This is a genomic window from Jejuia pallidilutea (genome assembly GCF_002973595.1).
Classification (GTDB): domain Bacteria; phylum Bacteroidota; class Bacteroidia; order Flavobacteriales; family Flavobacteriaceae; genus Jejuia; species Jejuia pallidilutea.
The window spans coordinates 139,578-157,543 of sequence record NZ_PVEO01000001.1 but is presented as its reverse complement, the minus strand read 5'-3'; the positions used below and the strand labels follow the sequence as shown (position 1 = coordinate 157,543).

The window sequence follows — 17,966 nt, the reverse complement described above, 5'->3', positions numbered from 1 at the left end:
TAAAATGCTTAGTTTTTCTCTCTAATTTGAAACTAGGAAATCATTGTCTCCTATTAGCCAATAAAGGAGGTGGTTCTCCATTAAACGCATTCCACCTTCCAATACTTCTAGCTTCCATAGCTTTAGCTCTAATGACTGCCCTATCTCCATACCGTTCTCTCATTTTATCCATGGCTTGGTAAAGGTTGATAATCTTTTCATCATCATCAAAGACGTCTATTTGATAACCTCCTTCAACTAGATGACTAAACTTAACACCAATTAAACGTACCAACAACCGCCTTTGATACAGCCTCTTGTAAAGCTCCATCACGACAGGAATAATCTTATGGTCTGCGGAACTAAAAGGAATCTTTTTTTGCATGGTATAGGTCTGAAAATCTGAATAACGGATTTTAAAAGTAACACATGAAGTAAGCTTATTACCTTTTCTTAAATGATAGACCAAATTTTCAGCCATAGCAGTAATAATGCTTTCTAGTTTCCTAACATCAGTTGTATCCTTATCAAAAGTTCTTTCAGTAGAAATGGATTTCCTTTCATGATATTGCACAACTGGAGCATTGTCAATGCCATTAGCTTTTTTCCAAATACTAAGCCCATTTTTACCCAAGACCCTATGCATCATTTCCATGGGCATCTCCTGAATGGTCTTTATCCTTTTTATCCCTAAATCACAAAGCGATTTATAGGTTACTTCTCCAACCATGGGTATTTTTCTAACCGATAAGGGAGATAAAAAAGGCTTTTCCGTTCCTTTAAGTATTTGTATCTGGTTGTTTGGTTTAGCTTCGCCTGTAGCAATCTTGGAAACGGTTTTATTGATAGACAATCCAAATGAAATGGGTAATCCAGTTTCCTTTATGATTCGTTGCCTAATTTCACATGCCAATTTATGGCAACCAAAGAATTTATCCATGCCTGTCAAGTCGATATAAAACTCATCGACAGATGCCTTTTCATATAAAGGAACACTTTCTTTTATAACCTCAGTTACCATATTAGAAAACTTAGTATATATCCCTGAATTACCCCTTAATACTATAGCTTCTGGACAAAGCTGTTTCGCCATTCGCATGGGCATTGCCGAATGAATTCCAAAACGTCTTGATTCATAGCTACAGGATGCAACAACCCCTCTGTCCGATGTGCCTCCAATGAGTACAGGTTTTCCAATTAGCTTACTATCCAATAGCCTTTCACAGGAAACAAAAAATGTGTCCAAATCCATGTGAACTATAGCACGGTTTTGGTTCATGATGCTTTCTCTTTGGGTTCAACATCTGAATATCTGGGGTCTTCTATAATAGCCATTCTATGCATTTCTATGACTTCAATATTTATGCAATCAAACTCTTCCATAACCTTTCCCTTAATCTTGTAAATACCTTTGCCCCTAAATGGAAACTTTGAAGCTACAGGTGGAAAATGCACGGTATCCAGAAAGTCTCCATAGTAGTCAAGAAACGTTCCAAAATACATGAATTTACCATTTGAAGTACTGGTTCTTTTAGTTGTAACCAAATATCCTATGACTTCAACTATATGATTCACAAAGAGAGGTAATTTATTGGCTCTCAAAAGCATTTTAAGAGGTTCTAAGAGCAGTTTGAAAGGATTGCATAATGGAAAACCCAAAAGCTCTATTTCATCAAATGCATCCTCTAATTTCGTTGAAGGAAGCTCTGGTGTTTCATAGTTGATTCTTTCTGTTTTAAACAAAGTAATTTTATGTTCCTCGAATGTGATATTATTGATTTTCATATAGGCTTCCCACAAGAGTTCTCGCTTATTAATTCCTGTAAACCTAAATGCATTGATTTTTATTAGTATTGCAACTTGCTCTATTGAAATAGCCACTCTATCTATAAAGTCGTCAAGGGACTGAAACTCTCCATTTTTAAGCCGTTCTTTAACAATCCTTTTTGAGTTCTTGGATTCAAAAGATTGCAAAAATAAAAACCCTATGTATATATCCTTCTTGTATATGACTGCCTGACCAAAACTTTTATTAACACAGGGAGCTTGAATCTTTGCTCCGTGCATCCTTGCCTCATGAACATAAAGTTCCTTATTGTAAAACCCTCCACCATTGTTAAGTGTGGCGACCATATATTCCAAAGGGTAATATGCTTTTAAAAACAGGCTTTGATAGCTTTCAACAGCATAACTAGCAGAATGCCCTTTGGCAAAGGCATAACCTGCAAAGCTTTCTATTTGTCTCCAGATTTCTTTTGTAAGAGCTTCGTCCTTACCACTTGTTTTACAATTCAGAAAGAACTGCTCTTTAACCTTTAAAAACTCTTCCCTAGACCTAAACTTACCAGACATACCTCGTCTTAACATGTCAGCCTCTCCAAGGTTCAAGCCCCCAAAGAAATGAGCTACTTTAATCACGTCTTCCTGATAGACCATGACTCCATAAGTATCTGGCATGATATTCAATAAAACTGGATGGGCTTCTTTCCTTCTGTTTGGGTATCTATATCTTAAAATATACTCTCGCATCATTCCAGACTTTGAAACCCCTGGTCTTATTACCGAACTGGCAGCTACCAATCCTAAATAATTATCAACTTGAAGTTTTTTTAAAAGCATACGCATGGCAGGGGATTCCACATAAAAACATCCAATTGCTTTAGCATTTTTTAATAAGTATTGTATTCTGGTGTCTTGCTTAAACCGTTTAATATCATGAATATCTATGGGCGTTTTGTTGGGGTGGTTATATCTAACAATCTCAACAGCTTCCTTTATTTTACCAAGTCCTCTTTGGCTCAGTATATCAAACTTATAGAGTCCAATATCCTCCGCTACTACCATATCAAATTGAGTAGTAGGAAATCCTTTTGGAGGCATAAAGGTTGCTGTATAATAATGAATTGGTTTTTCTGAAATTATGATGCCACCTGCATGTATCCCTAAATAGTTGGGAAACCCTTCAATGTACTTACTGTATTTAATGACCAACTGTGAAAGCTTGTCAAGATTATCATAATTGTAATACCCAGAACTAAGCACATCTATTTCGGATTTTGGCAACCCAAATACCTTACCCAACTCCCTAACCGATGCCTTATATTTGAATGTATTGTACACTGTTATCAAGGCAGTATTCTTAAAGTTCTTGAATATAAATTCTGTAATATCGTCCCTGTCCCTATGGCTGAAATCTAAATCAAAATCTGGTGGGTTAGTTCTATAAAGATTAATAAACCTTTCAAAATATAAATCCAGCTCAATTGGGTCAACATCAGTAATTCGCAATAGATATGCAACTATACTATTTGCTCCACTTCCTCGTCCAACATAAAAATATCCTTTGCTTCTAGCATACTTTAGGATTTTCCAGTTAATCAAAAAGTAGGAAACAAATGCTTTCTCTTTAATGATTTTAAGCTCTTTATCTATACGGTCAAGTATTTTATCATTTACAATTTCATATCTATATTTTAATCCTTCATAAGTTAGTTTCTTTAAAAGCTTATAATCCAGTGCCTGAGAATTAGTATAAGAACTTTGGTTATTAGGTTTCAGTCCACTAAAATCAAAAACAATATTACAAGAGTCTAATAGCCCTTGAGTGTTTTCAATTAGGTAAGGATAGTCTTGATAAATCTTTAAGAGCTGTACCTTAGAAATGAATTTATGGTCTTCTGAACCTGTTTCATTTACAGGTAGTTTACTTAGTAAAGTATTGTTGTCAATAGCCCTTAAAAGACGATGAGTGTTAAATCCTTTTTTATCAATAAATGAAACTGTATTTAAAATAACTAGCTTGCTTTTATTTCCTTGGAATCGCAAAAACTTAATAGTGTTTAAATCACTTACCTTTACTCCCCAATATTCATTTTTTCTTAAAGTATTGCCGTAATATTTTTCAAAAGGATAAATGGTAAAAACATCCTCTAAATCATTAGCCTTATTTGGTATCTCATAATTTTTTCGATGCATAAAACTTGATAGATAGGTGTTGATATTCTGAAACCCTATATTACTTTTGGCTATCATTACAAATTCCTGCTTAGCTCGATTTCTAAAATCCACACCAACCAATGGTCTGATACTATGTTTAGGAGCTAATCTCATGAACTCTAGGCAAGCCGATGTGTTATTAATATCAGTTAGTGCAAAAGTGCTATAGCCTCCTTTATTTGCTAGAAAAAGCAGCTCTATAGGCTTTATTGTTCCGTACCTTAAACTGTAATATGAGTGAGAGTTCAAAATCATATCACAAAATTAGTTTCATTTTTAAACAATTATTGTTTAATTTTGAAACATTATGAATTTTATAGCATCAAATACACGTTACATAAGGGAAAGAAAAGGTTATACTCAGGAATATATGGCTGAGGAGCTTAAATGGTCTAGGTCTATGGTGATGTCATTTGAATCTGGAAGAACAGAACCATCTATCGAAAAACTGGTTGAACTTTCAAACTATATCAAAATTCCTATAGACACATTGGTAAAGGTTGATTTAAGAAAAACTAAAGATGTATCCTTTATTGAAATCGCTAATAATAGGGTTTTATTCCCTATCATGGTTGATGATAATAATGAAGATACTATTGAAGTTGTTCCCATAAAAGCTACCGCAGGGTATTTATCAGGATATGATGACCCAGAATACATAGAACAATTGGATAGAATCAAACTCCCCTTTTTACCAACAGGGAAACATCGAACTTTCCCAATAAAAGGGGATTCTATGCTGCCTGTAAAAGATGGTTCATACATTGTTGGAAGGTTTGTCGAAGATATTAGTGATGTTAAAAGCGGTAAGACCTACATAGTACTAACCAATGACGAAGGAATCGTTTATAAGAGAATTAAAATTGATAAAGATGATCATGAACATATCATTTTACAATCAGATAACAAGCATTATCCTGCCTATCAAGTTCATAAAAGTGATATTTTGGAGCTTTGGGAATTTACATGTTGTATCAACACCCAAGAGTATGACGAGACTGAACTCAAACTAAGCAGTATTACCCAAATGTTTCAATCATTGGGTGTTCAATTAGAATCATTAGATAAAATGGTCAAAAATGCTTAAATTTAAGATTAATTAAAGTCAATTAATCATGTGCTATCATACATCTCAAAAGAAACAGAATAGGGAAACCATAAAAAACGATTTTGGAGTAAATAAAATTGATTCAGATTTTATACCGACATATTATCATGTAAATGGATTTCAACGTCCTCAAATGATGGTTATTACAGAACAAGAACCAGAAAAAATACAGTTAGCCACTTGGAGTATTGCACCTCCAAATTCAGAGGATATGGTTGGGTATTGGAAGAAAACTGGAGGTGGCTGTATCAATACCAGAATAGAGTCCCTATTTGAATCAAAAACACCTTACTGGAAAAAAGATGCTATTCTGGGAAATAAATGTGTGTTTATTATTGATGGGATGTTTAAGGTTTATACAGCATCTAATAAAAATAAAATACCAATGTTGGTGAGAAGACCAAATGATGAATTATTTGGTGTTTTAGGATATTATACGGAACAAGGTGGTATTTTAACAGCCTCGATGCTAACAACAGACAGTGATGACTTTATCGGACAATTTCATAAGCGTATGACCTTTGCTTTTGAACCACAAGATGTTGAGTATTTCTTTAAATTAAATAGTGAGGAAGATTTTAAAAATGAAATACAAGCTCATAAGACCAGAGGCTTTGAATATTACTCTGTTAGCCATGATGTGATAAATTCACATAAGGAAAGTAATAGACCTGATATAGTTTCTAAAGTAGAATACCCTGAATTAAATACCTTATTTTAATAATTAAAAATATAATTTCGTTTACGCACAAAAGTCAACCTACCCTTCAAACCCCAATTTTAACCCTTTTTTGATAAATTATTTTGAATTCAAAATACAGCCCTACGTGCGTGTATTACATTATCCGTCTAATCCAGTCTTCGGAGAATATACCAGTTTCTTAAAAAAAGCACTAGACAAATTAACAAGGTTAAAGGGTATAGGAGGCAGAATATTATAGTATTTACTTCATAGTAAGACATACCTAATAGGTTTGCTAAGTTGATTACAAAGTCCGTACAGTACACAAATATTTCATTAACCATATCCATTATACATTCTTTTTTAAAGCTTTAATCTTATAGCTCATTTCTATGGAACGAAATAAAAGGAAGAAAATGATTAACGGTATTAGAACCACTAGAAATATTACATTCATTAACTGATAACTATTACCTGAATGCATTGACTTTATAATTCCAAAGTATATTGGGTCAATGTGTTTAAAATATGGTTTTAGAAATGTTGTGTGATACGCTTTGCAATGTTTTGTAGTTTCAAAGTAGCAGTTCCAAGAACATTTATACAAAGAAGTACTTTTAGGATTAATAGTTTGAACACCTCTAAATTCAAACCCCTCCTTTTCTATAGTTGGTCTAACAGATTCATTTACTATAACCACTATAACAAATGGGAGGATAAACAAAATCAGGTATAAAATGCCCCTTTTCAAATCATCATTAAATTTTAGTTAATGGATTAACTGATATTTTATGCTTTAATCAACTTTAAACGCCAATGATTAAGAATATTAGCTTTTTCAAACATTTCCATCCTCTCTGCCTTTTTAATCAACATTTTTAGGATTGTTTCTATTTCTTCTGGATTTTCAAAATAACCATACACATCAAGCCTATCCCTCATCATATCATATAACCATTGAACTACTCTTTGTTCCATAACAATATCTTCCCATTCCTTTTTCTTAATTAGAAGTTTTTCATCATTCTTATATCCTGAAAGTACATGAGTTATAAGTTCATTCCGTTGCTGATAACCAAGTTGGTGTTGTTTAGATGCCAATGCTCTACTTTTTTCTTTTAAAGCATTAAAAACCTCTCGAAGTTGTTGTTGATAATTGATGTCTATATTTATTGGTATTTGTTTTTACTTTTACTCGCTTCGGCATAAGAATCATAAGCATAAACATCTCGTGATATTATTTTAGTTCTATGCTTTCTAAATTCCTCTTTAATTTGAAAATCTCTAACCTTACTTAAGACATTAGATTCATAAGTGGCATCAATTAAAGGATAGTGGATTTGCTTATATTCATATTCTGCTTTATCCAATAGTTTAAACTTTTCATCTTCATTATAATCCTCTATTTCAACAATACCAGTGGTAAATGCCTTTTTATCCCATACAACAATATCATAACCATCAATCTTCTTATAATTGCTTCCTCCTGATGGAGTTGGAACGTCCATATAAGTTGGTTCAGAATGTTCCAATCTTGGCGATTCTAGTATAAATACTACATAAGCAAACTTCTTATTTTTAATAGCTACACTTTCATTAGATTGAGTGCTTGAATTTAATTCATTGTTACTATCAATTCTTTTAACTTCATTTTTGCATGAAAGTATTGTTATTACCAGTAATATTATTGAGTTGTATTTCAATATTTTCATTCTAACTTCACTTTTACTTTAGTTACTAATAATAGAATCATTGAAATCATGCCCCAAGAAATTAACGCATATTTAAAATCCTTAAGCGTAGCTTCAATGTAATAAGGAAACTTATTGCTATAATTATGGAATTTACCTCCTGTCCTTAAATCCTTAATTTGGTAATCAATTCTTGATTTTCTTAAGCCATAGTTGCTAATTTTCGTCCCTAATATAGATTCATAATATATTGCTGTAACCCTGTCTGTAGGCTCAACATAAATGTTCATTAGTATTTTGCCCTGACTATTGGTTTTAGGGTATTTAGATGTGTCAGAATTATAACTGAAAGAACCAAAGTTTTGCAGGATGAATAAGCCAATAAAAGACAGAATAAACGCAACTAGAACTCCTCCTAATAACTTCTTACTTATTTTGATTTCCTTCTTCAAGCTAATTATTTGTTTTTATAAACCGAATATTACAAAAATAAATTCAATTAACCCCTGTAGGGGGTCGATGAATTTCTCAAAAGGGGCAACATTTCGGCATGTTGTCGAAAAAAGAAGAACAAAAGATATTAAATGCCATTGGCAAAAATATTAGAACCTTAAGAACTGAGAGAGGTTTAAGTCAATTTCAGTTACATGTCGATGCAGAAATATCCAAGAACCAAATAGGGAGACTTGAACGTGGAGAGCGAAATGTCAAGATAACAACTCTATACAAAATTGCTAAAGCCTTGCAGGTAGATATTTCTGAAATACTGTCTTCAAAATAAGTCAGAATATCAATTAATTTCTTTTAAAGAATTATTTTAGACCAAAATATAATGCATGAGTTGGTCTGAAGTTTATAGAGGTTCATTAGAAGATATTGATTTTCCAGAAGTTGTATATAAGTATAGGGATTGGGAGTATCCTTATCATGATAGATTTATAAAAGAGCGTGAAGTTTTTATGGCATCACCAAATTCATTTGAAGATGAAAAAGATTGCCGAAATCCTATTAGGTATGATTTATTGACTGAAAAACAAACTATACAGTTTTATGAACATATTTCAAGAAGAGAATACCCTGATAGGTCTAGGCAGCAACACAGGAAAGAAGCAAGAATTTGGGCAAATAAAAGACTATTTAAGGATAGTGAAAAACTTGAAGAATATCGAAACTATTATAATAAAGAGCATGATTTAAGACAAGGTGTTCTGAGCTTAACTGCTGAACCATGTCTGTTAGAAATGTGGAACAAATACTCCAATTATGGTAAAGGCTTTTGCATTGGATATAACTCCAAAATTATGTTCAAATTTCTAGGTGGCGGAGCAAAGGTCAATTACTATGATGAACTACCAATAATACTTCCCAAACCATTTATGAACTATTATCAAAAAAGCCACTATCAAATATTTTGCAAAGAAAGAAAATGGGAATTTGAAAGAGAATATCGGACTATTAGTTTTTGGGAAAACCCTGCATCCATTTCAGAAAGACAGATAACCCTCCCAAAAGAAGCTTTTAATAAAATTATTCTTGGTAAGAATATAGCCGAAAAACACAGGATTGAAATTACAAATGCCGTGAAAGATAACATTGGTGAAATTCCTATCGTTGACTATGAAAGTGTTTGTTCAGTTTAACTGTGAATTATTTTCTTATCCCACCCCAAATCTTTAATTAGAGTAATCATAGCAAAAGTTTCAGACTTAGTAAACTTATCAGCCTTGGTTTTATATGCACCTTGTTGAATCTCCCATTCCTCTAAATATTTGTAAACAGTATTGCCTATTAAAGACTTGGTATCTTTTATAGCTCTCCAAACGGTATTTAATAGCTCTATACGGTCTGTAGAACCCTTTATTAAGTCGTTTTGGTACACTTTCAGCAGTTCGTCTACAGATTGTATAAACGATGCGTTTTCAGGCTTATTTAAAGCATTTAAAACCTCTTGTTGCTTATTGTTTTTTACCTCATAAATTTCTCCGACTTCTGTTTTGACTTTTCTTAAATAAGGGTTCTTATCTAAATCCTCTGAAAGTTGATAAGAAAACTCGCCATGGTGGGATTTCTCAAAGGTGTACGGAATATCTACATCAAATATATTCTTAAGGTTAGCCGATGTTTTTTGAGCATAAACTTTACCACGCCCAGAACCTAATCCTAATTCTGTTTTTTGAATAATCATAGCTTGTTGTAGGTTTGCTACTTCTGCAATAGTTTCTAATTCAGGGAATAAAGCTTCTATTAAATCATCACTATTTTCTTTCTGCTTTGGATTAAACACATCTTGTAAGACTGCTTGCATCAATTGTTCTGCTTGAAACCTGCTTTCCTCAACTTGGTTATCTAATTGGTCGCAATGAGCCATTAGCTTATTTACTTTTTTAACTATAGCTTTTTGTTCTTCCAATGGAGGAAAACCAACAAAATAATTTTTGACCAAATCTGTATTTATATTCAACCAACTTCCTCCAGTCGTAATAGAATAAATTTCAGATTCTTTTAATTTGATAAAATAGCCAATATAATCTCTAATTATTTCTGAATTTATTTGACGAATTGCAATTATACCATCATAAATAAAACCGTGTATATCTAATTTCACAGACCTTCCAACACTTCCCACACCACTACAAGCAATCAGCAAATCGAGAGTACCAACTTCTCGACTATAATTTTTACCCTCTTCAGTCAAAAACTCCTTTGTGTCAACCAAAAAACCCATTTTAGAAAAAGGAGTGAAGTCTGCTATTGTTATCCAATGGAAAGGTGTTCTGTGTTTAGACCAGTAGCGAGAATCTCCTTTAGGACGAGGAGATGAACCTCGAACAATTTCAAAAGTATCTCCAAGTTTACACCACTCCCAACCATTAGGTAATTCAGAAGGAATCTCATCTTTGTTAATTGGAGGTAAAGGCTTTTCCTTCTTTATTTTTTTATCTGCAATAAGTTGCTCTTTTTCCTTTTTTATTCGATTTAGCAATTCAGAGGCAGGTTCTATATTGAGATTCTTTTCTCTCCAGTTTGCCGTTAAGTTTCCTTGGACTGCATCTTGCAGAATACTTTGACGGAGTTTAATAATTAACTCATTTTGATGTTCTAATTCAATATTTAATTTATCAACTATTGATTGTTTGCTTTTGATTATCTCCAGTGCTTTAGACTGTTCTTGATAAGTCAAATTAGGGAAATCAATTTTTTCTAAATCCTTAAACCTTAAAGCTGAACGAACTCCTCCTCTGTCTCCATACCATTTAATAAGGTTTAAACCTAAAGGACTTTTAAGGTATAATAACAAAAACTCATCATTAATTTCATCAGTTGTTTCAAAAATTACATAAGCAGAACTCATTAACCCTTCAAAGGATTCGTCAGAAAGTCCAATTGAACCAATATTTACACGGTATGGGTTGTAAGCAAATTTCTTACCTTTAAAGTAGTAGTAGGTATTAAGATTTTTGCCAATATCCTTTCCTGTTATCGAAACACCATCCGCTTTGGAGACACCGAAGACATTATAGTCTTCTGGATTAACATCTAATTTAGATACTTTCTGATTGACTCTTTTGATAGAGCCTTTTAATTTTCTAGTAGCAAATGATAAATTCATTAGAAGCCTTGTTTTAATAGATTCATTATTTCACCACCTTTCTTTATGCTATTATCTAATTTTTCAAGGATTGCTTTTGTGTCGAGCTTTTTATTTTCAATTCCAGTTTCAGGGTTCTTATAATCAAGGTTAAAGCCATTTTTTCTAATATCATCAATTGAAATCTTCCAAGCGTATTCATTTTCAACTCTATTATACCACCAGCTTTTTTCTAAATCAAATTCTTTAATATCTACTGGGTTGGTTTTAGTATAACTATTTTTTCCTTCTGGATAAGGGTGTTCAAAATACCAGACTTCTTTAGTAGGTGTTCCTTTTTCAAAGAAAAGTAAATTAGTTTTTATACCAGTATATGGATTGAATACTCCATTAGGAAGTCTAACAATTGTATGCAGGTTACATTTGGTTAATAGTTCTTCTTTTAATCTGGTTTTAACCCCTTCACCAAACAAAGTACCATCTGGCAATACAACTGCACAACGTCCACCATCTTTCAGCAACTTTATAATTAATGCTAAAAACAAGTCTGCCGTTTCCTTCGTTCTAAACTTTTGGGGAAAGTTATTTTCTGTTCCATCTTCCTCTGTACCCCCAAATGGTGGATTCATTAGGATAACATCTACACGGTCTTTTTTACCCCAATCACTATATGGCATTGTCAAAAGGTTATCCCTTTTAACAGCAGGTAAATCAAACCCATGGAGCATTAAATTAGTAGTGCATAGCAAATGTGGCAAAGGTTTCTTTTCAATACCTCTAATAGACTTTTGCAAAACTTCTCGTTCTTGCGGAGTGTTTACCTGCTTACGAACATGTTCAATACTACAAGTAAGAAAGCCCCCTGTGCCACTTGCCATATCCAAAATAGTCTCACCCAATTGAGGGTTCACCATATCGACCATAAATTGTGTTACAGCTCTTGGGGTGTAATATTCTCCAGAAGACCCTGCACTTTGAAGTTCCTTTAAAATAGTTTCATATAAATCGTTAAAAACATGCCTGTCATTACTATTATTGAAGTCTATTTTATTAATTATATTTATAACCTGACGGAACAATGTTCCGTTTTTCATATAGTTGTAGGTGTCCTCAAATACAGACCTAATGATGGTAGCTTGTGGACTTTGAACATTCAAATCCTTAAGAGTTGGGAACAGGTCATTATTAATAAATTCCATTAAGGAATCTCCTGTTAACCCTTCATCATCACTTGCCCATGAATCCCATTTTAAACGCTCTGGAATAGGGCTTTGGTAGTCTTCAACAGTAAGCCCCCATTCTTCCTCTTTATCGGCAAAAATCTTTAAGAAAAGCATCCATACCATTTGAGATATACGTTGGGCATCACCATCTACACCTGCATCTTTACGCATGATGTCTCTTATGGATTTTATGTTTGTTGTTATTTGTGTCATTAATTATCTATCTTCCAAATTGTTCTTAACTTCCAATATTGTTTTGTTACTTCTGATAAAGAGATTTTTAATCTTTGCTCAGAATCTTTATTATCTAATTCTTGATACCATGAATTTGGTGTTAGCCAATATTTGCTTTTTGCTTTAAAAGTATATGCATTATGCCTGTCATATGGTCTTATTCTGTTAGCTACTTCATTCCATAAATCATATAATTCAGTTGAAGCAACATTTTCTCCATCTGCTGTTCTTGTGTTGTCAATATGGTATTGAGTTCTGGTTAAAGCTCTATCTAAAGCATCAACAATTTCCTTCTTTTCTTTTTGTGTTACTCGATTCCAGTTAACTGCAAAAAAACCAGCTCCAAATAAAATTGATATTACACCAAACATAATTAAGCTCCTGTGTTATATATTTCTTGTTCTAATTCTTCTATTGCCTTATCAAAATCTTTTTTCTTACCAAAGGCACGGACTAATTCAACTGGAGACCCCATATCAATAAGTGGTTTAACTCGTAATACTCCATTATCCTCTATGGCTATTACCCCTTCATTCTCATATTTCTCCAGAAGCTTTTCAATCACCTGTCTAGCTTGTTCTCCATATTTACCGAAATAGTTTCGCTTACGGACATTATTAGCACGTTCCTTTCTGGTTAATGGCGGTTGGTCAAAAGCTATATGACATATAAGGTCAAAAACATCCATATCACTTCCAACTTCCTCCTTTAACGCTTCATATAAAACACCCTGTTCGGCTAGTTCCTTTAATAATTCAGATTTCTTAGGAGAGGTTCGCCATTTCATAATAAAGTCATCTAAAGAAGCATAGTTTGCCATTATATTGTCTCTAGTGTAATCCTTCAATGATTCTGTTATCAATTTACCATCCTTACCATAATACTGAACACGTTCATTTGCTACTTCAACTTTAATGTTATTAACGTAATATTTTCTAGGTTCTGTATCCGTATTATCAATACCAATGTCTGGTATATCCCCCTCTGGATAATCTGGTGCATCATCAGTTGGCAGCCATTCGTCTCCATCAATAACTATATCATCTTCTTCGTTATCAGGAGGTATTACATCTCCATCTGGTTCTGGCTCATATATTTGGACTGGGTCTCCATCAAAATCTGGGTCAGCAAAGTGATTGGTTGCTTTTCTAAAGTCCATGATTGTAAAATACACTTTACCGTCATCTTCTCTAATCCGTGTACCACGACCAACTATTTGTTTAAACTCGGTCATCGAATTTATATTAGATTCCAAAACAATACATTTAACCATTTTGGTATCGATACCTGTAGTGAGCATTTTTGAAGTGGTTGCAATAACTGGAAACCGTTCCTCAACATCCGTGAAGTTGTCAAGTTCCTGTTTACCAACTTCATCGTCTCCAGTAATTTTCACAACATATAATGGATGTTTAGCGACTAAATCAGCATTCTCATTTATTAATGCAATACGCATTCGATTGGCATGGTCTATATCGGTGCAAAAAACTATGGTTTTTGCGAATCGGTCTGTTCCTTTTAGATATTCGGTTATTTTCTTTGCTACCAATTCTGTACGCTCATCAATAGCAAGAGTACGGTCATAATCTTTTAAGTTATAGATACGGTCTTCTATCTCATTACCATATTTATCAACTAAACCCCTAGTTGGTCTCCAACCTTCATCAACCGTTGTAGAAATGCGTACAACCTTATAAGGAGCTAAAAACCCATCTTCAATACCTTGCTTTAGTGAGTATGTATAAACTGGCTCTCCAAAATATTCCATATTTGAGACGTCCTTCGTTTCCTTTGGAGTTGCAGTTAAACCAATTTGAGTTGCACTACTAAAATAATCAAGCACTTCTCGCCATGCCGAAGCTTCCGAAGCACTTCCCCTGTGGCACTCATCTATACATACTAAATCGAAAAAATCTCTGGAGAATTCTTTATATACATTCTTTACTTCTTCATTTCCAGTTAACCCTTGGTAGAGTGCAAAATATATTTGATAAGATTTATCAATCTTACGATTTTTTATGATATGCATGATTTCATTCCCAAAAGGTTTAAAATCACCATTCTTGGTCTGGGTCAATAAAGCATTTCGGTCTGCCAGAAATAAAATACGTTGAAAGCGTTGAGACTTCCATAGCCTCCATATAATATTAAAAGCAGTGTACGTTTTGCCTGTTCCTGTAGCCATAACTAATAATAATCTAGTTTGCCCTTTTGCAATGGCTTCAACAGTTCTATTAATAGCATTTTGTTGGTAGTATCTGGGAGACATGCCTCTTTCGTCAATATGATAATCTTGCTCTACAAGTGTTCTAATTTTAGGCTCTTTTAATCCCTTAAAATCTAAATATTTATCCCATAATTTTTCTGGAGAAGGAAAATTATCCAATGAAAGTTCTGTTTCAATTTTACCTTCGGTTATCGTTTTGTCATGAAAAACAAAACTGTCTCCATTAGAAGTAAATACAAAAGGTATATCTAATATTTGGGCATATTCTAACGCTTGCTGCATTCCATGCCCTACAGGCTGATTGTTTTCCTTAGCCTCAATAATAGCAATCGGCTGACTGGGCTTATGGTAAAGTATATAGTCTGCTCTTTTGCGTTTGCCCCTAGTGTATAATTTACCTTGAACAATGATACGCCCATCCGTGAAAGAAACTTCCCTTCTTAATTGAGTATTCTCATCCCATCCTGCTTGCTTTATTGCAGGGGTAATAAACTTGGCACATATATCGGTTTCTGATAGAGCTTTCTTATTCAACTTGATTTTGTAGTTAGCAGTTCAAAGGGAAAATCAAATATAGGAAAAGTAAGCTTACTGGGATTTAATTGTCGAGGCTAAACATAAAAAAAACAAAATTTTTTTTTGAAACGACAATATTTGAGAAAGAAACAGACTACCTTCTAATTGACCCCCATCAGTTTTTTCATTTTTTATGATACGCCCATGTCAAAAAAATCAACTTCAAAAACCACAAACTATTTTTTAGTGATAGGCTAGAGTTTTGAGATTTTTAAGTAGATATTTGAACAGTGAAATAGTAGGAAAGTGAATTAATATGAAATAAGAGCAGTTTGAATCTGTATAGGTTTAGATGGGTTAATTTTGAAGCAAATCACTCAATGTTGTCCCTAATGTTGTCCCTCTCAAAAATTAAAAAACCCTTAAAAGTTTGAAAAACAAACAAATAAGGGTTAAATTAAGTGGTACCTCCAGGAATCGAACCAGGGACACAAGGATTTTCAGTCCTTTGCTCTACCAACTGAGCTAAGGTACCTCGCCAAAGCGGATGCAAATATATATTCATTTTTATTATTTGCCAAAATAAAATTACAAAAAAGATAGCTTAATTTCTAATTCAATAATTATAAAATACTTAACATATTAATTCACTTGGTTTTGTAGTTTTACATTTTTACAATTTGGAATGAATTTAATAATAGATGTTGGTAACACATTTGTAAAGCTTGCTGTCTTTAAAACCGATAGGATTGTTTTTAAAACATCGGTTGAATTAGCAAATACCGTAGATGAAATAAAGCAGCTAAAAAAAGATTTCCCTAAGCTTAAACAAGCAATAGTTTCATCTGTAGGGAAGTTACAAAAACAACAAATAGCGTTGGTACAAGACGTATTAGATGTTGTAGTCCTTACCCACAAAACAAAAATACCGTTTAAAAACAAATATGCTACTCCCAAAACGCTAGGTATTGATAGAATTGCACTAGTAAGTGCTTCGGTATACCATTATCCTAAAAACAATGTGCTTATTGTAGATGCAGGTACTTGCATTACTTACGATTTTATTACAGATACAAACGAATATTTAGGGGGCGCCATTTCTCCGGGGATACGAATGCGATACAAATCGCTTCATAATTTAACCGCCAATTTACCGTTGTTAGATACTGAAGTGCCAAAACACAATATAGGAACATCAACAAACGACGCCATACATTCTGGTGTGGTTAATGGAGTTATAAATGAAATAGATGGCTTTATTAAAAGCTACAGGGAAAATTTTTTAGATTTAACAGTTATTTTAACAGGTGGCGATGCTAATTTCTTGTCAGAACAATTAAAAAGTAGCATATTTGCCAACTCTAATTTTCTTTTGGAAGGCTTAAACTATATTTTGAAATTTAATTCAAACTAATGATAAAAAAACTTATAGTAGTTTTTGTTGCAATTTTTACTTTAACATCTTATGCACAAGAGGGTACAGCATCCCCATATTCTTTCTATGGCATAGGAAGCCTTAAATTTAAAGGTACTGTTGAAAATAGAAGTATGGGTGGCTTAAGCATTTACAGAGATAGTATTCATATGAATCTACGAAATCCAGCATCTTTTACTGGTCCCAATCTTTTAATGTTTAACAATGAAAGTAGGCCGGTTAAATACACCGTAGGTGGAAGTTATTCCAGCACAAATTTAAAAAGCGATTCTGGCACTGCAAACGTATCTTCAACAACATTTGATTATTTAGCACTTAATTTTCCAGTTGGGAAGTTTGGTGTGGCTCTAGGGCTTATGCCTTACACTGCCGTGGGTTATAAGCTAGAAACCGAAAATGATGAAGGATTTACTACAAACAGGTTTAATGGCGAAGGCGGATTAAACAAAGCTTTTTTAGGAGTAGCGTATAGCATTACCGATAACCTTAGCGTTGGGGTAAATGCTCAATACAACTTTGGAAATATACAAAATAGCGCTATTGAGTTTCGTTTTGATAATGATGGAAATCGCTTGTTTGCTCAATCTAAAGAAAATAACCGTTCAGACTTAAGTGGTTTAAATTTCGATTTTGGGGTGTACTACATATCAAAACTTAATAACTCATTAAAACTAACAACAGCATTAACATTTACGCCCAAAGCTAATATTACATCGCAAAACCAACGATCTTTCTCTACAGTTAACGTCGGAAATTCCGGTCAAGAATCTGTAACCAATACAATTGAGGTAGATTTAGAAGCACAAGGTTTATTGGAAACCGATTTAGTATTACCGTCAAGCTTTTCGTTTGGTGCAGGTTTAGGGCAACCAAGAAAATGGTTTGTTGGCGCAGAGTACGAAAGCCAAAATACCAGCACTTTCGAGAATATATTGTACCAAACTTCTGCAACCAACTACGAAGATGGTTCTAGATTTTCTTTAGGAGGCTTTTTTATCCCAGAATATAATTCGTTCAATAGCTACTTTAAACGCTTAGTTTACAGAGCAGGGTTAAGGGTAGAGAAAACGGGATTAAATATCGAAAACGAATCGATAAACGAGTTTGGCATATCTTTTGGTGTAGGTATACCAGTTGGAGACTTTGGCTCTAACGCTAATTTAGGGTTAGAGATTGGAAGACGTGGTACAACTAATAGCAATTTAATACAAGAGAACTTTATAAATTTTCAGATTAGTTTATCTTTGAACGATAGATGGTTTCAAAAACGAAAATATGATTAACAG

The 17,966-nt window shown here is 33.4% G+C and carries 15 protein-coding genes and 1 tRNA gene; 6 read left to right on the top strand and 10 right to left on the bottom strand.

Translation table 11 applies throughout. The annotated features are described in order from the left end of the window. Positions 1–40: 40 nt before the first annotated feature. Together dinB and CLV33_RS00730 are read right to left on the bottom strand one after the other, a co-directional pair. The gene (gene dinB, locus CLV33_RS00735) at positions 41–1,258 is read right to left on the bottom strand and encodes a DNA polymerase IV (RefSeq protein ID WP_105472291.1); all 1,218 of its coding nucleotides are present in this window, start codon (positions 1,256–1,258) and stop codon (positions 41–43) included. Then, on the bottom strand, positions 1,255–4,230 hold the full coding sequence (locus CLV33_RS00730) for a DNA polymerase III subunit alpha (RefSeq protein WP_105472290.1): 2,976 nt from the start codon (positions 4,228–4,230) through the stop codon (positions 1,255–1,257). The genes dinB and CLV33_RS00730 overlap by 4 nt, the downstream gene beginning before the upstream one ends. A 52-nt stretch (positions 4,231–4,282) precedes the next feature. On the opposite strand from CLV33_RS00730, the gene CLV33_RS00725 reads away from it, so the two are divergent. Continuing rightward, complete coding sequence (locus CLV33_RS00725) at positions 4,283–5,062, top strand: XRE family transcriptional regulator (protein ID WP_105472289.1); 780 nt, start codon at positions 4,283–4,285, stop codon at positions 5,060–5,062. A gap of 28 nt (positions 5,063–5,090) precedes the next feature. Further along, positions 5,091–5,804 (top strand): SOS response-associated peptidase family protein, encoded by a 714-nt coding sequence (locus CLV33_RS00720; RefSeq protein ID WP_105472288.1) that lies wholly within the window; start codon positions 5,091–5,093, stop codon positions 5,802–5,804. A 750-nt stretch (positions 5,805–6,554) separates the two neighbouring features. On the opposite strand, the gene CLV33_RS00710 is transcribed toward CLV33_RS00720, so the two are convergent. The 3 genes from CLV33_RS00710 to CLV33_RS00700 all read right to left on the bottom strand — a co-directional run bounded on the left by CLV33_RS00710 (position 6,555) and on the right by CLV33_RS00700 (position 7,908). After that, positions 6,555–6,866: a hypothetical protein gene (locus CLV33_RS00710; RefSeq protein ID WP_105472286.1), complete on the bottom strand. Its 312-nt coding sequence runs from the start codon at positions 6,864–6,866 to the stop codon at positions 6,555–6,557. Positions 6,867–6,934: 68 nt separating this feature from the next. After that, positions 6,935–7,297: a hypothetical protein gene (locus CLV33_RS00705; RefSeq protein WP_146109695.1), complete on the bottom strand. Its 363-nt coding sequence runs from the start codon at positions 7,295–7,297 to the stop codon at positions 6,935–6,937. Positions 7,298–7,473: 176 nt separating this feature from the next. Then, a complete protein-coding gene (locus CLV33_RS00700) occupies positions 7,474–7,908 on the bottom strand; it encodes a hypothetical protein (protein ID WP_105472284.1) in 435 nt (144 codons plus the stop codon). 98 nt (positions 7,909–8,006) lie between these two features. Here CLV33_RS00700 and CLV33_RS00695 point away from each other — a divergent pair, with 98 nt between their 5' ends. Both CLV33_RS00695 and CLV33_RS00690 read left to right on the top strand, forming a co-directional pair. Then, a complete protein-coding gene (locus CLV33_RS00695; protein WP_105472283.1) occupies positions 8,007–8,237 on the top strand; it encodes a helix-turn-helix domain-containing protein in 231 nt (76 codons plus the stop codon). 55 nt (positions 8,238–8,292) lie between these two features. Beyond that, positions 8,293–9,096, top strand: a complete 804-nt coding sequence (locus CLV33_RS00690) for a DUF2971 domain-containing protein (RefSeq protein WP_105472282.1) — start codon at positions 8,293–8,295, stop codon at positions 9,094–9,096. On the opposite strand, the gene CLV33_RS00685 is transcribed toward CLV33_RS00690, so the two are convergent. The 5 genes from CLV33_RS00685 to CLV33_RS00665 all read right to left on the bottom strand — a co-directional run bounded on the left by CLV33_RS00685 (position 9,093) and on the right by CLV33_RS00665 (position 15,780). Further along, the gene (locus CLV33_RS00685; RefSeq protein ID WP_105472281.1) at positions 9,093–11,066 is read right to left on the bottom strand and encodes a restriction endonuclease subunit S; all 1,974 of its coding nucleotides are present in this window, start codon (positions 11,064–11,066) and stop codon (positions 9,093–9,095) included. The two genes, CLV33_RS00690 and CLV33_RS00685, sit on opposite strands and share 4 nt — an antisense overlap. Beyond that, complete coding sequence (locus CLV33_RS00680) at positions 11,066–12,481, bottom strand: class I SAM-dependent DNA methyltransferase (protein WP_105472280.1); 1,416 nt, start codon at positions 12,479–12,481, stop codon at positions 11,066–11,068. The genes CLV33_RS00685 and CLV33_RS00680 overlap by 1 nt, the downstream gene beginning before the upstream one ends. Further along, positions 12,481–12,873 carry a hypothetical protein gene (locus CLV33_RS00675; protein ID WP_105472279.1) on the bottom strand — a complete coding sequence of 131 codons (393 nt, stop codon included), beginning with the start codon at positions 12,871–12,873 and terminating at the stop codon, positions 12,481–12,483. The genes CLV33_RS00680 and CLV33_RS00675 overlap by 1 nt, the downstream gene beginning before the upstream one ends. Before the next feature lie 2 nt (positions 12,874–12,875). Continuing rightward, positions 12,876–15,263, bottom strand: a complete 2,388-nt coding sequence (gene hsdR, locus CLV33_RS00670) for an EcoAI/FtnUII family type I restriction enzme subunit R (protein ID WP_105472278.1) — start codon at positions 15,261–15,263, stop codon at positions 12,876–12,878. A 444-nt stretch (positions 15,264–15,707) separates the two neighbouring features. Beyond that, positions 15,708–15,780 (bottom strand) — tRNA-Phe (locus CLV33_RS00665). 150 nt (positions 15,781–15,930) lie between these two features. Here CLV33_RS00665 and CLV33_RS00660 point away from each other — a divergent pair. Both CLV33_RS00660 and CLV33_RS00655 read left to right on the top strand, forming a co-directional pair. Beyond that, positions 15,931–16,659, top strand: coding sequence for a type III pantothenate kinase (locus tag CLV33_RS00660; protein WP_105472277.1), 729 nt, complete (start codon positions 15,931–15,933; stop codon positions 16,657–16,659). Then, positions 16,659–17,963: an outer membrane protein transport protein gene (locus CLV33_RS00655; RefSeq protein WP_105472276.1), complete on the top strand. Its 1,305-nt coding sequence runs from the start codon at positions 16,659–16,661 to the stop codon at positions 17,961–17,963. The genes CLV33_RS00660 and CLV33_RS00655 overlap by 1 nt, the downstream gene beginning before the upstream one ends. Positions 17,964–17,966 lie beyond the last annotated feature (3 nt).

Excerpts from the sequence above, each read along its gene's own strand:
- CLV33_RS00720 (WP_105472288.1), top strand. The coding sequence starts at position 5,091 with ATGTGCTATCATACATCTCAAAAGAAACAGAATAGGGAAACCATAAAA.
- CLV33_RS00655 (WP_105472276.1), top strand. The coding sequence starts at position 16,659 with ATGATAAAAAAACTTATAGTAGTTTTTGTTGCAATTTTTACTTTAACA.
- CLV33_RS00675 (WP_105472279.1), bottom strand. The coding sequence starts at position 12,873 with ATGTTTGGTGTAATATCAATTTTATTTGGAGCTGGTTTTTTTGCAGTT.
- CLV33_RS00690 (WP_105472282.1), top strand. The coding sequence starts at position 8,293 with ATGAGTTGGTCTGAAGTTTATAGAGGTTCATTAGAAGATATTGATTTT.
- CLV33_RS00730 (WP_105472290.1), bottom strand. The coding sequence starts at position 4,230 with ATGATTTTGAACTCTCACTCATATTACAGTTTAAGGTACGGAACAATA.
- CLV33_RS00695 (WP_105472283.1), top strand. The coding sequence starts at position 8,007 with ATGTTGTCGAAAAAAGAAGAACAAAAGATATTAAATGCCATTGGCAAA.
- CLV33_RS00660 (WP_105472277.1), top strand. The coding sequence starts at position 15,931 with ATGAATTTAATAATAGATGTTGGTAACACATTTGTAAAGCTTGCTGTC.
- CLV33_RS00685 (WP_105472281.1), bottom strand. The coding sequence starts at position 11,066 with ATGAATTTATCATTTGCTACTAGAAAATTAAAAGGCTCTATCAAAAGA.
- CLV33_RS00725 (WP_105472289.1), top strand. The coding sequence starts at position 4,283 with ATGAATTTTATAGCATCAAATACACGTTACATAAGGGAAAGAAAAGGT.
- CLV33_RS00680 (WP_105472280.1), bottom strand. The coding sequence starts at position 12,481 with ATGACACAAATAACAACAAACATAAAATCCATAAGAGACATCATGCGT.
- dinB (WP_105472291.1), bottom strand. The coding sequence starts at position 1,258 with ATGAACCAAAACCGTGCTATAGTTCACATGGATTTGGACACATTTTTT.